Here is a 13,461-nt window from a genome sequence, read left to right on the forward strand (position 1 = left end):
ATGGAGATACAAAATGAACAGACAAGTCCAAATTAACGACACCACCCTCCGGGACGGCGAACAGGCTGCCGGTGTCGCCTTCAGTCTCGAAGAAAAAGTAGCGATCGCTACTTTTCTGGATGCCATAGGCGTGCAAGAATTGGAAGTGGGAATTCCAGCGATGGGTCCGGAAGAAACGCGCGCGATAAGGGCCATTGCTGACCGAGGCTTGCAAGCCAAACTCCTCGGCTGGAATCGCGCTGTCCGCTCGGATATAGACGCTTCTATGGCCTGCGGTTTGCAGCGGGTGCACATTTCGGTGCCGGTTTCTGACATCCAAATTGAGGCCAAGTTCAGCGGACAGTGGCGCTTGATGCTGTCCCGACTGGAAGAAACTGTTAAATACGCTCTCGACCGAGGGTTATATGTGTCAGTGGGGGGAGAGGATTCTTCCAGAGCGGATGAATTTTTCCTCCTGGACGTAGCTCTTTACACTGAGGAGCTGGGCGCATCGCGGTTTCGCTTCTGCGACACGGTAGGAATTCTCGACCCGATGGCCACTCACACAAAAGTCCGCCAGCTGGTGGACTGGCTGTGTGTTCCAGTGGAGATGCACACCCATAACGATTTGGGTTTGGCAACAGCCAACGCGATTGCCGGTGTCAGAGCGGGAGCTATATCAGTGAACACAACGGTGAACGGGTTGGGCGAAAGAGCCGGCAATGCCGCCTTGGAAGAAGTTGTCATGGCGCTGAAGCGGATTTACGGAATCGAGCTGGGAATTGACACCCGGCGTTTGCTGGAACTGTCACGACTGGTGGCTGGAGCTTCAGGCTGCCCTGTACCCCCCTGGAAGGCAATTGTTGGCGAAAATACCTTCGCTCACGAAGCCGGGATTCACGCTCACGGGGTGATGAAAAATCCCAATACCTATGAGCCATTCGCCCCAGAGGAGGTGGGGTGGGAGCGACGTTTAGTGGTCGGGAAGCATTCTGGCCGGCACTTGGTGTCCAGCGTCCTGAAACAGCACGGTGTCACCCTCAACCCAGAGGAAACCCAGTCGGTTTTGGACGCTGTGCGCAAGCTGTCAGTAAAGATGAAGCGCAGCTTGAGTGTGGAAGAACTGTTGAGTTTAGTACCAGAGAGGAGGATGGCCCATGGAGTCGGATGAAATTGAGTTAAACAATCCGCCCATATTTGAAATGGGAGAAAAGGTGCGGGTTCGCAAGCTAATCCGGAACGACGGCACTTTTCCAGGTCAAGAAATCGGGGCGACTCTTGCGAAGAAGGGAGATATCGGCTATGTTGTCGGTATCGGCACTTATTTGCAGACTTATTATATCTACGCGGTGCATTTCCTGGAAAAGGGATTCATCGTGGGGTGCCGCAGGAAAGAACTAGATTTTTTTGAGGAAGTACAATGAAAGTCATGTTGCGTCGCAGTGCGGCAGGAAAGCTCATCGCCTATGTCGCGAAAAAAGACCTAGAAGAAGAAGTGACGAGCGAAACGACCACCTCCGAGGGAAGGATTTTCACTCTGGCGAACGGCTGGGAGTTAGCGATTCCCAATTTACAAGACCCCCTCCAGCTGCCGCAAACTGTAGAGGCGAAGCGAATCGCCTAGCCGAGCACACAAGTTGCTCTCCCACGGGCGGGCCGGTGGGGGGAGGGGGAGCAATATTTTAATGGCGCAGGGCGTGATAAATGCCTTGTAGAGTAAGGTTTATCTAGCGGATCTCATATTAGTGAGGTGCGGAGAAACCCGGTTTTTTTAAGAAACCGGGTTTCTGGGCCGTAAATCATTCAAGTGAGAGCCTGTCTATAAATAATAGCGGGCGCTTTCCCCGTTTCCCGGCGGAGCCAGGGAACGAGGAATTAAGGAGGAATGATTGATCGCTATCAGGCTAGCGCTTGGGAGCGCCCTGCGGTCGGCGGAGCCGGCAGTGAAACCCCTTGGAAATTATACGATTAAGGTTGAAAAGTCAGTCAGGCGACGGAGGCGATTGTGAAGCTAGCTAATTTAGATGAGAGGGCAAAATTCCGGGTTGAGGGGCAGTTCCTGGGTTTTACCGGCTCGCCGGAAGGCAAACTGAAATACATAGTCGTTGCAGCCGGCGAAAGCGAGTGGCGGATTAAACTGCCCAAACAGTCTCGTGAAGCTATGGGGCAGAGTTTAGTTCCGGGTGACTGGATTGAGGTGTTTGGGGAAAAGAAGCTCAAGGGAGACACCGGCAAGCTGAAACTGAAAGCCTCTCAGGTGAGCAAAGTCGCGGCGGTTTCGCAGCAGACAGAGCCGGCGGCTGAGGTGTGGGAGTCTCAGCCGAAAGCTCAGCCGAAAGCAAAGATTCTCGTGTGCCAGAAGTCAGGCTGTGTCAAGCGGGGCGGGAAAACGCTGTGTCAGGCACTGGAGACGGCGCTGTGCGAGCGGGGGCTGCAAAACCACGTAGCCATTGAGCGCACCGGCTGCCTGAAAGGGTGCTCCTCCGGACCCAACTGCGTATTAATGCCCAGTAAAACCCGCCTCAGTCCGGCTCAGCCAGAGGCGATCGCAGCGCTGCTAGAAAAACACCTGGGGTGCCGGTCAAGCCATACCACAAACCGGATTTCTTTGGATGGGAGCAACGAAATTATGGCCTTCTAGCCCAAAGAAACCCGGTTTCTTGCCGGTCGCCCCGCACGGCGACAGTCAGGAGCTGTCGCGCCACCAGCCAGAGTAAGGTAACGCGCTGTTACCGCCAGCCGCCCCAGAAGTGCGGAACTGACAAGCTGCTTGTCCCATCTTTAATAATCCTAAATTCAAGAAGACCGCACAGGTGTCTTTGAGCGATTGTTGAGTGATTATTTGCAATCACTTAAATAATCGTAACTATAAATAGTTGCACTGCCAGGGCTTTAGGTAGTGCAGTATACATAAATTGGGGCTCTGGGTTAACTAAAACTAGATCAGGATTCAGAGGTAGGGGATGACCGGCTCCGAGCAGGAACGTCCCGCCAAAGGACTCTTTGTATTTATAGCTGTAAGCCAAGCTGATATGAATGCCAGACCCCTTCAGGAAGAATATTCCGAATATTCCGCAGCCCGGTGTAGGGAGAATTACGGAAGCCATCCTAATGTAGTAGAGCTGGAAGCCTACCGGTGTGATGTTACTCAGTGCCAGCACGTAGGGGAAAAACTTCACCAAACCCTGAAAGAACTATCCAACATCAAATATGCGCTCGACCAGGCGGCCATTATCGCGATTGCCGACCGGCAAGGGACAATCCACTACGTCAACGATAAATTTTGTGATATTTCTAAATATAGCCGGCCAGAACTCATTGGCCAGCACTACCGCCTCCTCAACTCCGGCTATCACTCCCAGGAGTTCTTCCAGCAGCTCTGGTCAACGATTAGCGCAGGGAAAGTTTGGAAAGGAGAGATAAAAGATAGGGCGAAAGATGGCAGCTATTATTGGGTAGATACCACCATTGTGCCGTTTGTGAACGAGCGGGGCGAGCCGGTTCAATATTTAACCATTCAGTTTGAGATTACGGAGCGCAAACTGGCAGAAGAAGCCCTGCGAGCGAGCGAGAACCGGTATCACACCCTAGTCAACCTATCACCCGTCGGCATATTCTCCACCAATGCCAGAGGTGAATTTTTAGATGTCAACGCTCGCTGGTGCGAGATGGCGGGACTGACTGCCGAGGAAGCAGTCGGAGAGGGTTGGGCGAGAAGCATCCATCCCGACGACCGGGAGCGGATTTTATTAGAATGGTATCAGGCAGCGTGGAAACACTTGCCCTTCAAATCCGCCGAATATCGATTGCAGCGTCCGGATGGCATGACCGCCTGGGTGTTCGCTCAAGCCGTTGCAGAGACAGGAGCGGCGGGAAGCACCATAGGGTACGTCGGGACGATCACAGACATCACAGAACGCAAGCAAGCCGAGGAGCAGCTGCGATACCACGCCTGGCATGACGCCCTCACAGGTTTGCCGAACCGGGCGATGTTTTTACAGTGCCTCCAAGACGCGCTCACCAGGGGAAAACAGAGTCGAAATAGCGTGTTTGCGGTGCTGTTCCTCGACTTAGACCGGTTCAAAGTCGTTAACGACAGTCTGGGGCATTTAGTAGGCGACCAGTTGCTCTCAGGGGTAGCCAGGAGGCTGTTAGGCTGCCTGCGCTCGCGGGATATTGTAGCGCGGCTGGGGGGAGACGAATTCACCATCCTGCTCGAAGATATCCGAAATGAGCGGGATGCCATTAAGGTCGCCGAGCGCATCCAAAAAGAATTAGCAAAGCCATTCCACCTGGCCGGGCATGAAGTCTTCACCTCAGCCAGCATTGGCATTGTCCTCAGTGGCGCTGCCAAATCGAAAAACTCCAGTTCGATAAGTTCCCACGAGAAGCCAGCGCACTTGCTGCGCGACGCCGACACCGCCATGTATCACGCCAAAGAGCGGGGTGGGATTGGGCGCTATGCGGTGTTTAACCAGGCAATGTACACCCATGCGCTTGCCCTGTTGCAGCTGGAGAATGACCTGAGGCGAGCTGTTGAGAACTGCCAGGAATTCACCGTGCACTACCAGCCGATTGTTTGCTTGAAAACCGAGGAGATTTCAGGGTTCGAGGCGCTGGTGCGCTGGCACCACCCAACTCGCGGGCTGGTTTCTCCTGCAGAGTTCATCTCCTTGGCAGAAGAAACGGGACTGATTATTCCCCTGGGCCGGTGGGTGCTGTCGCAAGCGGCGCACCAGTTGCGCGTCTGGCAAGAGGCATTTCCCGCCGCAGCGCCCCTGAGCGTGAGCGTGAATCTGTCTCCCAAACAATTTTCGCATCCAGAACTGGTGGCGCAAATCGATCTGATTCTCCAAAACACAGGCTTGGATGGAAAAAGTTTGCACTTAGAAATTACCGAAAGCGCCCTGATGGACGACGATTCTGAGGCGGTGGCGCACACGCTGTACCAGCTGAAAAATCGCGGGATTGAGCTGTCTATCGATGACTTTGGCACGGGTTACTCTTCCCTGTCCCGCTTAGTCGGTTTCCCACTGCACACCTTGAAGATTGACCGCTCCTTTGTCAGCCAGATGGGAGAGGGGGGCGAAAATTATCAGATCCCCTGGACGATTGTTACCCTGGCACACAATCTGGGCATGGAAGTAGTTGCTGAAGGGGTGGAAAGAGCGCATCAGGTGGCGCAACTGAGGAGCCTCGGATGCGAGCGAGCGCAGGGCAACATTTTCTCGAAACCTTTAGACGCTAAGGCGGCTTCGGCGCTGCTGGCTTCTGGGAAAGCCACTGGGTGTATTTCAACGGCGATGGCCCCTGAGCGGGTCGGGGTGTAGTTGCAAAGAAGAGTGCATCTATTTTGGATGAATATGGATGAGAGCCTAAATTATAGGGTCAGGGTGGGTTCAGGGGAGAAAACCCAATTTTGGATTTGGGATTTTAGATTTTGGATTGAAACGGGCGGCAGTCAAGCCTTCTCACTTCCAGTAAAATCCCAGATACAAAGTTGATAGGACTCCTAAATGGTCGGAGGGATGAGTGAGAGCATAAGGCTCGCAAGTGGGGCTACAATTTTAGGGTAAAATGCGGAGGATAAGAGCCGGTGAAGAATTTAGATATTTGTATAAACAGGGCCAAACGAATTGCGCCAGCAGAAGGAAACTTGAAAGCTTTTTTCCACCTGTCACCTGACCTATTTTGCGTTCTGGAACCCGAAGGAACTTTTAAACAGCTGAATCGGGCCTGGTCAAGAGTTTTGGGCTGGAGCAGCGAAGAATTGCGCCTCACGCCTTGGATTGAATTGGTGCATCCGGAAGATGTAGCCCTTAGCCTTGCGGTGCTGCAGCGCCCAGAGCCAGCGAGCCAGCTAGAAAATCGCTGCCGCCACAAAGATGGCAGCTACCGGTGGCTGTCTTGGAGCCTGTCACCCTCAGCAGACGGGCTCGTTTATGCTGTAGCCCGCGACACAAGCGAGCGGGTTAAGGAATTTAACACGCTCCAAAAAGAGCAGCAAAATCTTTACCAGCTGCTCGACCAGCTGCCGGCTTTCCTCTATGTAAAGCCGCATAATTGTTCCATAAAGTTTTTTAACCAGCGCTTCCGGGAAATCTTTGGCGATGGCAAGGAAAAGCACTGTTACGAAATGATTGCCGGTGGTGTGCGCCCCTGCACAACCTGTCCCACCGTCCGCGCCTTTGAAACCGGCACCCCTCAAACTTGGGAGTGGGTGGATTGGCGGACAAACAAGATTTATCAGATGTATGACTACCCCTTCAAGGACGCCAGCGGTGAGACGATGGTGGCCCAAATGGGGCTGGACATTACCGAGGTCAAACAGCAGCGACTGTGGAACATACTGGAAGTTAGCTTAAACGAAATTTATATTTTCGATGCGGAAAGCCTTTATTTTCAGTATGTCAATGCCGGTGCCCGACGCAACCTGGGCTATTCTATGGAGGAGATGCGCCGCCTCACCCCCATTGATTTGAAGCCAGAAATGGATGAAACCTCCTTCCGCCGGCTGGTTGCGCCGCTGCAGGAGCGCCAGCAAGAAAAACAGGTTTTTCAGACCCATCACCGCCGCAAAGATGGCAGCCTGTATCCGGTGGAAGTCCACCTGCAACTGATTGAGGAAAATGGCGACCGCGTTTTTTTAGCCGTCATCCAAGACATTACTGAGCGCCATAAAGTAGAGGCAGCCTTGCGAGCCAAAGAAGCCCAATTGCAACAGAAAGCCCAGCAGCTAGAAGAGTCTCTATACGAACTGCAACGCGCCCAAGCCCACCTGATTCAGAGCGAGAAAATGTCCTCTTTGGGGCAGCTGGTGGCCGGTGTCGCCCACGAAATCAACAACCCCGTTAATTTCATATACGGCAATCTCACATATCTCCGGCAATACAGCCACTCCTTGCTGCAACTGCTGCAACTCTACCAGGAACAGTGCCCCTCACCAGCGCCGGCGCTTCAGGAAGAAATGGATAGTATCGACTTAGATTTCCTCAAGCAAGATATCCCCAAAATACTCAATTCCATGAAAGCCGGCACTGAGCGCCTGCGCGAGATCGTTCTTTCGCTGCGCACATTCTCTCGCCTGGATGAAGCTGAGATGAAAGAGGTGGATATCCACACTGGCATCGACAGCACGCTGACGCTCCTGCAAAACAGCCTGAAACCTCAAACCGACGGTCCGGGTATCAGGGTAATTAAACAGTTCGGCGCTCTGCCGCTTGTCGAGTGCTATCCCGGACAGCTCAACCAAGTGTTTATGAATATTATCACCAATGCCATTGAAGCCCTGGAATACCAATCAGCGCCACGGCTGATCGCGATTTCTACTTCTGTAGAAACCAGGCATGAATGTTCTACTAGCCGCCAGCACCGGCACTCTGGCTCCTTCGCTGTCATTAAAATTGCCGACAGCGGTCCTGGGATGACACCGGCAGTCCGCCGCCGCGTGTTTGACCCCTTCTTCACCACCAAACCGATAGGCAAGGGAACCGGTCTGGGACTTGCTATTTCCTACTCTATTGTTGTTGAGAAACACGGAGGTCTGGTGTCCTGTATTTCATCCCCAGGTAATGGCGCAGAATTTGTGATTGAGATCCCCCTCCGGCAAAACTCGCCATCCCAAGCTTGTGAGGGTAAAGTTGTCCCTTTTAGCAGGTAAAGAAAAGGGTGCCGGCAAAGTCTCCCCCAAAGAGTTTCCCCTAAGTAAAAAAAGTCAAACCAGCAATGACTGACATTATCTTTTACGAAAAACCTGGCTGCATTAACAACGCTAAGCAAAAGGCTCTGCTGCTAGCAGCCAGTCACCAGCTACAGGTTCGCAACCTGTTGCAGGAACCTTGGACAGCAGAAACCCTGCGCCCTTTTTTTGGCTCTAAACCTGTTGCTGAGTGGTTCAACCCCTCCGCACCTCGCATCAAATCGGGAGAAATCATCCCTGACCGGCTGGATGAGGCAGCAGCCCTAGCGTTGATGGTGGCCGATCCGCTCCTGATCCGGCGTCCGCTGATGCGTGCCGGCGATATTTTTGAGGTGGGGTTTGACACCGAAAAGATAAATGCCTGGATTGGCCTAAAGCCCGCAAATAGCCCAATTCAAGATTTAGAAACCTGTCCCCGCAGCCACGCTGCAAAGCCCTGTAAATCCCCTTTAGAGGAAATGGTGCCATGAACAACCCTCTCCTTCCCGCTGATGATTTGCCTTCTCCTAATGCGACGGCAATAGATAAGCTACTGCGCCAGCAACTGGAAGATTCTGCCAGCACATACTTTTACGAAGCTTGCGACCGGCCCCGGCAAATTTTACTCTCGGCTTGTCAGTGGAGCGTGACGGCTAGCGCCCAAGCTACAACTTTGGTGATTGAATGCCCCGATCTAGTCCTGAACTGGCTTATATTGAGGAATCTTGTAGAGTTTGGCACGGTGCTGGAACAGTTCGGAAGCAGCAGCAAGATCCGGATTTGTCCCCCGCCAGGGATGGGAACACCGTTTGAAATGAGGGTGGAGGAAATCTCAATTTATCGGGATTCGTTCTAGCGCGACAGCGGATGCCGGCGGCAGAAACCCGGTTTCTCAAAGAAACCCGGTTTCTACGCTTTCGGTTCAAATCCCAATTGCCATCGCGAAGATTACATCTTTCTCCGTTCCTAAAAACGCCCTCGTCTCATCATCATAATAAGCCCCCATGCCGCTGCAGTTAATTCCCAGATAGTGGCTGGCGAGATAAACTCTTTGCCCTCGAATGCCGGCAAATTGCAGGGCGGTTTGATAATTCCTGTAAGCTGAAACAAAAAACAGGGTCACCGCACTATCTCTGGCGATAAGTTGATGCACGCACAAGTACCCAACCTTCTCACTCAAATCTCCCGCCTTGAGCAGGCGGTCGCCTTTATATAACCCTCGCTCCATCCCCTCCACTCTATTGATGGCCAAGTAAATCTCAACCCCCTCAAAACTTTCTGCCGGCACAGGCTGCTCAGCCGCCCGCAAAACTGCCAAAAAATTCTCTTTCGAGACCGGCTGCTTATAAAAGCGCCTAGCCGACCTTCTCGTCCAAATCGTCTGGGAAAATCTTTCCCTTTCAAAATTGAATTGGGGCTGCTCTAGTTTTTGAGCGAAACTAGCCGGCAAAAGCGTCTCTCTGTACCCCTCCTCTACAAACTTATTTTGCTCAAAATAGTCAGTGCCGCACACAAACGGCACCTTGAGTCGCAATTTCCTTACGGTTTTTTCCTGCAACTCTCCAGAAATCGCGCAAGCGGTGACGAACTCCTTATTTTCAAAGCCTAAATCTTCGTTCAGAGCCAGCTTGTCGAAATCAAAGAGGAATTGGATCTCCCTTTCATGCAGGTAAGCTGAAGCCTCAATGGCTCCCAGGTGGTGCCCGCTATCCAAGAAGCAGTATCTGAGACTGCGGTTATTATATTTCCAGCTCGACCTGTAATAAACACAGCTCACTAAAAAGATGAAACCCTTGACCGTCCGGTTGGAAAAAATATAACTTTCCAGCCCATCATCAATTAACTCATAGATGAGGGTCAGGCAATTATTGGCAACTTCCAGATGGTAGATGCCATCTATCATGCCCTCAACTCCCCTAACCTGCACATAGATTTCTGTGGGATATAAACCCCCAGCCGATGGGTTAACCCTCAGTTTATAGGGGCCACTTTTATACACCTTTTCAAAGGTAATGGCGCTGGTCAGCCGGATAAACGAATGAACCGGGCTGTCGTCTTCCAGCGGGAATCGCCTGTAAAACTTGGGGTAAAATTTTAACGGTGATGGCTGGGTGGAGGACTCCACATAATTCGGATCTATCTTCACCGATAGATAAGAATGTTTCGTCACCTGGTGGTAGTGTTTTCCCGCAACCTTAGTTGGCAGCATTCTTTAAAATCCTTAACACTTCAATGGTACTCGCAAAATCTATCGCCTTAAAGTCGTCTAGATTTTTCAAATGCAGATTGGCCCCTGAGTTTAAAAGCAAGTTCACGGCTTCTGTCTTGCCGGCTGAGGCTGCGTACATTAACACCGTAGCCCCATTGTCATTTTGGTTGTCCAGATTGATCCTGGCGGCTACCAGCAGATTCATCAGATCGTAATGATTGCCAAAACAGGCGAACCACAGGGCATTGTTGCCATCCCTGTTTCTGGCATTGATGTCCGCACCGGCATCCACCAGTTCCTTTACGACTGCTGTCTTCCCCTCTCGTGTGGCTTTCATCAAAGCCGTATCCCCATTGCCCCCCGGAAGATTTAAATCTTCCGGGCTGTATCCATTCCCCAGCATCCAGCTGCGTGCGGTTTCGCTCAATGTATAGCTCACTGATTTGCCTCCGAGCTTCTCCTCGTTTTCTCTCTAAATTATACCCGCCCCACCCCCGTAAAAAAGCCGCTCTTAATATATCTTATCACAAGCTCCCATTGCCGGCAGCTCACCCGTCTTAGAAACCCGGTTTCTTAAAAAAACCGGGTTTCTCTGGCTCTCACTGACTTGAGAAAACCTATACAATTGCCGGCACCTCACCGGCAGGAGCGCCCCAGCCGGCGGTGCGCTCCTGATGTGGCCTGGAATTACTCGTCCTCTTCTTCTGGGCGCGTTAAAATGTCCAGCACGAGGGAAGCGCCAAACTCGTTTTTCTCGTCAATCTCCTTAATTTTCTCAGTGACTTCTTTGGCTTTCTCTATCTCTCCCAGCTTGGCCAAGATAAAGCCGGTAGCGGCAAAAGCATTTAAGTAGAGCCGGATCTCTGGGTCATTGCGCCGGCTGGCTAAGATGGGCTTAATTTGCTCCCACTCATCAGGCAGATTTTCCGATAGCTTCACTTTCCGCACGACTCTCTCCGCCATCTGGAGCGCCATCGGATGGTTATTCTTGTAGTAATAGTACCTGTAAGCCGCCACCAGAACATCCGTATATTCTTCCGAGCTTTCCAACGCCCGGGTAATGTACTTGTCCGACTCAGCGGTATTTTCCCAGTTTTGGGCGGCCAGCACCAGCAGGCTTTTGACATCCTCTGGAACCCTGTACCACGAAAACGTCCCTTCGCTAACATTCATCTCACGTTCCTCCCTGACTTAGTTTTTTTTACAAATGACTGCCGGCTCTAGACTTCCCAGTCCCAAAGCAAAATTCGGTTATTCCCGGAATCAGCAATAACCGCTGTTTTGCCGGAAAACTGTATTCCATAGGGCCAGCAAAGACTGTCTCGCGCCGGCATCCCAAAAGAGCGGTTTTCGCCCTTACTTTGAAAATCCAGCTGGCCCGCCAGCGCCTCCGCACCGGCACTCACATTCCGCCACCCCAGCAACCGGGAATTCCCCGTATCAGCAACCACCAGCCACTCACCGGCAGCCGCAACACCATAGGGCATATTTAGACTGCCCGCACTGGGCCAGTAAACCCCCTGATTCAGCTCAACTAAATTAAAATTCAGCTGTCCCAGCACGACGGAACAGGGGGCATTATTTTCTGCCGGCATCCCCTCCCAGACTGTCACCCGGTTATTCCCCGCATCGCTGACGGCCAGATTCTCTCCCCAAAAGGCGATACTGTGGGGCCAGCGCATAGAAGAAGCATTAGGAGTGCCGCCACCATTTTCGTTGCGCGAGGTCATATCTGGCTGCCCCAGCACCAAATCCGCCGGCTGCCCATTCGATTCAGGCAGCTGGTGCCAGACCAAGACCCGCCGGTTGCCGGTATCGGCAACAAATAGCCGCCCTCTGTGATAAAAAACCCCATAAGGCCAGTGCGTGCTATTTGCCGCTGCCTCTTGGCTTCCCCGGTTAGGTTCAGTCTGGGTAAAATCTGCCTGACCTAACACCAAATCAGCGGGGACATTGCTATCTTCCGGCAGCTGTTTCCAAATCAAAACCCGGTGATTCCAAGCATCTGCCACCGCTAGCCCCTCCCCGCAAGCGCAAATTCCCGCCGGCACACTTAGGGTTGCCCTTCCCGGAGTGCCTTTGGCATTTTGCCCCTCGCAATTAAAGTCTGGCTGCCCAATCACCCAGTCCGCCGGCTGGCCGTCTGTTGTGGGACGGTGACGCCACCCCAGCAGCCGGTGGTGCCCCGTATCTGACACCCACAGCGGGCCGGTTTCTCGCACCAGCAAAGCGCCTCTAGGGCCAAACATTGTTGTGGCGCTAGGCTGCAAAGGCACAGCCACCGGCGCGAAATTGCCGGCGAAATCTCCCGCCAAATTTCCGGGAAAATTTCCCGCACCGGCACCCAGTACCGCACCGGCACCTTGAGCCGAGAGGGGCAACCTTTTTGGCTGTTCCGCTATCTCTCCCTTCCGTGCCGGTGCCAGACCAATTTTAATTCGGCTCTCCATCCCCACTCCTGCAGCTGGATAAACACCCTGTCACTGCGGCGCTGCACAGTGGGATGAACCCCACCCCCCAACCCCCTCCCCGTGTGCGGGGAGGGGGAGTAAGAGGGGGGGTTTCGATGAGGGAAAAAGTTTCAATCATCATTCTACTGTACAGCGGCATCACCGCACCGCAACAACCCTAACAATTTCTGGACAGTGCGCCTTAATTGCCCGCTCTACCCCTTGGGATAAAGTAAGCGCTGAAGCCGGACAGTTGCTGCAACTTCCCCTCAAGCGGATCTCCACCGTATCCGGCGGCTTAATCGCCACCAGCTCCACATCTCCGCTATGGCTCTCCAAGCTAGGGCGGACTTCATCAAGCGCCCGCTGAATCCGTTCTGAGAGGGGCGGTTTCGGCGGTTTTACCAGTTCGTGATAGAGCAGGACTCCATACACTATCTTATCTTCAGCGGCATGGCGCAAGGCGGCTACCGACTCTTGTTTCACACTGCGGATCAGACGCACCAGCGCCTCTCTGTGCAACTCTTCAATCGCTCTTTTCAGCCCCACAACCACATCCCGCTGGGGCTCATCCCACTCGGCGATAATTGCCTCAAAGCGGCTGATTTCTGTAACTAATTCCTCCAGAGTCGGTGTTTCCTGAATAGCCGGGGAAGCCTCAGCCACACTCATCGGTTCTTCTCCTCACTTGAAACGACTGTTGAGCCCCTTCCAGGCGCGGTTCGCAGTTGGGCTTCAGCCCAAAGGTTCGTAGTTGGGCTTCAGCCCAAAGGTTCGTAGTTGGGCTTCAGCCCAAAGGTTCGCAGTTGGGCTTTAGCCCAAAATTCGCAGTTGGGCTTTAGCCCAAAGGTTCGTAGTTGGGCTTTAGCCCAAAGGTTCGTAGTTGGGCTTTAGCCCAAAGGTTCGTAGTTGGGCTTTAGCCCAAAGTTTGTAGTTGGGCTTTAGCCCCAAAGGTTCGTAGTTGGGCTTTAGCCCAAAGGTTCGTAGTTGGGCTAAAGCCCAAAGGTTTGTAGTTGGGCTTTAGCCCAAAGGTTCGTAGTTGGGCTTTAGCCCAAAGGTTCGTAGTTGGGCTTTAGCCCAAAGTTCGTAGTTGGGCTTTAGCCCAAAGGTTCGTAGTTGGGCTTTAGCCCAAAGTTTGTAGTTGG

Annotated in this window: 13 protein-coding genes; 8 read left to right on the forward strand and 5 right to left on the reverse strand. The window is 52.8% G+C overall.

Annotation, left to right across the window (positions count from 1 at the left end):
* Window positions 1-13: 13 nt before the first annotated feature.
* The 8 genes from nifV to OSC10802_RS0110285 all read left to right on the forward strand — a co-directional run bounded on the left by nifV (window position 14) and on the right by OSC10802_RS0110285 (window position 8,513).
* Complete coding sequence (gene nifV, locus OSC10802_RS0110250) at window positions 14-1,150, forward strand: homocitrate synthase (protein WP_017716696.1); 1,137 nt, start codon at window positions 14-16, stop codon at window positions 1,148-1,150.
* Window positions 1,137-1,403: a nitrogen fixation protein NifZ gene (locus OSC10802_RS0110255; protein WP_017716697.1), complete on the forward strand. Its 267-nt coding sequence runs from the start codon at window positions 1,137-1,139 to the stop codon at window positions 1,401-1,403. The genes nifV and OSC10802_RS0110255 overlap by 14 nt, the downstream gene beginning before the upstream one ends.
* A complete protein-coding gene (gene nifT, locus OSC10802_RS0110260) occupies window positions 1,400-1,603 on the forward strand; it encodes a putative nitrogen fixation protein NifT (RefSeq protein WP_017716698.1) in 204 nt (67 codons plus the stop codon). The genes OSC10802_RS0110255 and nifT overlap by 4 nt, the downstream gene beginning before the upstream one ends.
* 381 nt (window positions 1,604-1,984) lie before the next feature.
* Window positions 1,985-2,620, forward strand: coding sequence for a (2Fe-2S) ferredoxin domain-containing protein (locus tag OSC10802_RS0110265; RefSeq protein ID WP_017716699.1), 636 nt, complete (start codon window positions 1,985-1,987; stop codon window positions 2,618-2,620).
* A gap of 322 nt (window positions 2,621-2,942) precedes the next feature.
* Window positions 2,943-5,309: a bifunctional diguanylate cyclase/phosphodiesterase gene (locus OSC10802_RS39545; RefSeq protein ID WP_017716700.1), complete on the forward strand. Its 2,367-nt coding sequence runs from the start codon at window positions 2,943-2,945 to the stop codon at window positions 5,307-5,309.
* Between the two features lie 266 nt (window positions 5,310-5,575).
* A complete protein-coding gene (locus tag OSC10802_RS39550) occupies window positions 5,576-7,639 on the forward strand; it encodes a PAS domain-containing sensor histidine kinase (RefSeq protein WP_017716701.1) in 2,064 nt (687 codons plus the stop codon).
* Between the two features lie 65 nt (window positions 7,640-7,704).
* Window positions 7,705-8,148, forward strand: a complete 444-nt coding sequence (locus OSC10802_RS0110280; protein WP_017716702.1) for an ArsC/Spx/MgsR family protein — start codon at window positions 7,705-7,707, stop codon at window positions 8,146-8,148.
* On the forward strand, window positions 8,145-8,513 hold the full coding sequence (locus tag OSC10802_RS0110285; RefSeq protein ID WP_017716703.1) for a hypothetical protein: 369 nt from the start codon (window positions 8,145-8,147) through the stop codon (window positions 8,511-8,513). The genes OSC10802_RS0110280 and OSC10802_RS0110285 overlap by 4 nt, the downstream gene beginning before the upstream one ends.
* A 66-nt stretch (window positions 8,514-8,579) precedes the next feature.
* Here OSC10802_RS0110285 and OSC10802_RS0110290 read toward each other — a convergent pair whose 3' ends face one another.
* From OSC10802_RS0110290 to OSC10802_RS0110310, 5 genes are all read right to left on the reverse strand, one after another.
* On the reverse strand, window positions 8,580-9,866 hold the full coding sequence (locus OSC10802_RS0110290) for a nitroreductase family protein (RefSeq protein WP_017716704.1): 1,287 nt from the start codon (window positions 9,864-9,866) through the stop codon (window positions 8,580-8,582).
* The gene (locus OSC10802_RS0110295; RefSeq protein ID WP_017716705.1) at window positions 9,853-10,305 is read right to left on the reverse strand and encodes an ankyrin repeat domain-containing protein; all 453 of its coding nucleotides are present in this window, start codon (window positions 10,303-10,305) and stop codon (window positions 9,853-9,855) included. The genes OSC10802_RS0110290 and OSC10802_RS0110295 overlap by 14 nt, the downstream gene beginning before the upstream one ends.
* Window positions 10,306-10,553: 248 nt before the next feature.
* Entirely contained in the window at window positions 10,554-11,039 is a 486-nt protein-coding gene (locus OSC10802_RS0110300) for a hypothetical protein (RefSeq protein WP_017716706.1), read from the reverse strand.
* Between the two features lie 47 nt (window positions 11,040-11,086).
* Window positions 11,087-12,316: an NHL repeat-containing protein gene (locus OSC10802_RS0110305; protein WP_017716707.1), complete on the reverse strand. Its 1,230-nt coding sequence runs from the start codon at window positions 12,314-12,316 to the stop codon at window positions 11,087-11,089.
* 159 nt (window positions 12,317-12,475) lie between these two features.
* Window positions 12,476-12,988, reverse strand: a complete 513-nt coding sequence (locus tag OSC10802_RS0110310; protein ID WP_017716708.1) for a NifU family protein — start codon at window positions 12,986-12,988, stop codon at window positions 12,476-12,478.
* Window positions 12,989-13,461 lie beyond the last annotated feature (473 nt).

Origin of the sequence: Kamptonema formosum PCC 10802 (assembly GCF_000332335.1) — a bacterium.
GTDB lineage: Bacteria > Cyanobacteriota > Cyanobacteriia > Cyanobacteriales > Oscillatoriaceae > Oscillatoria.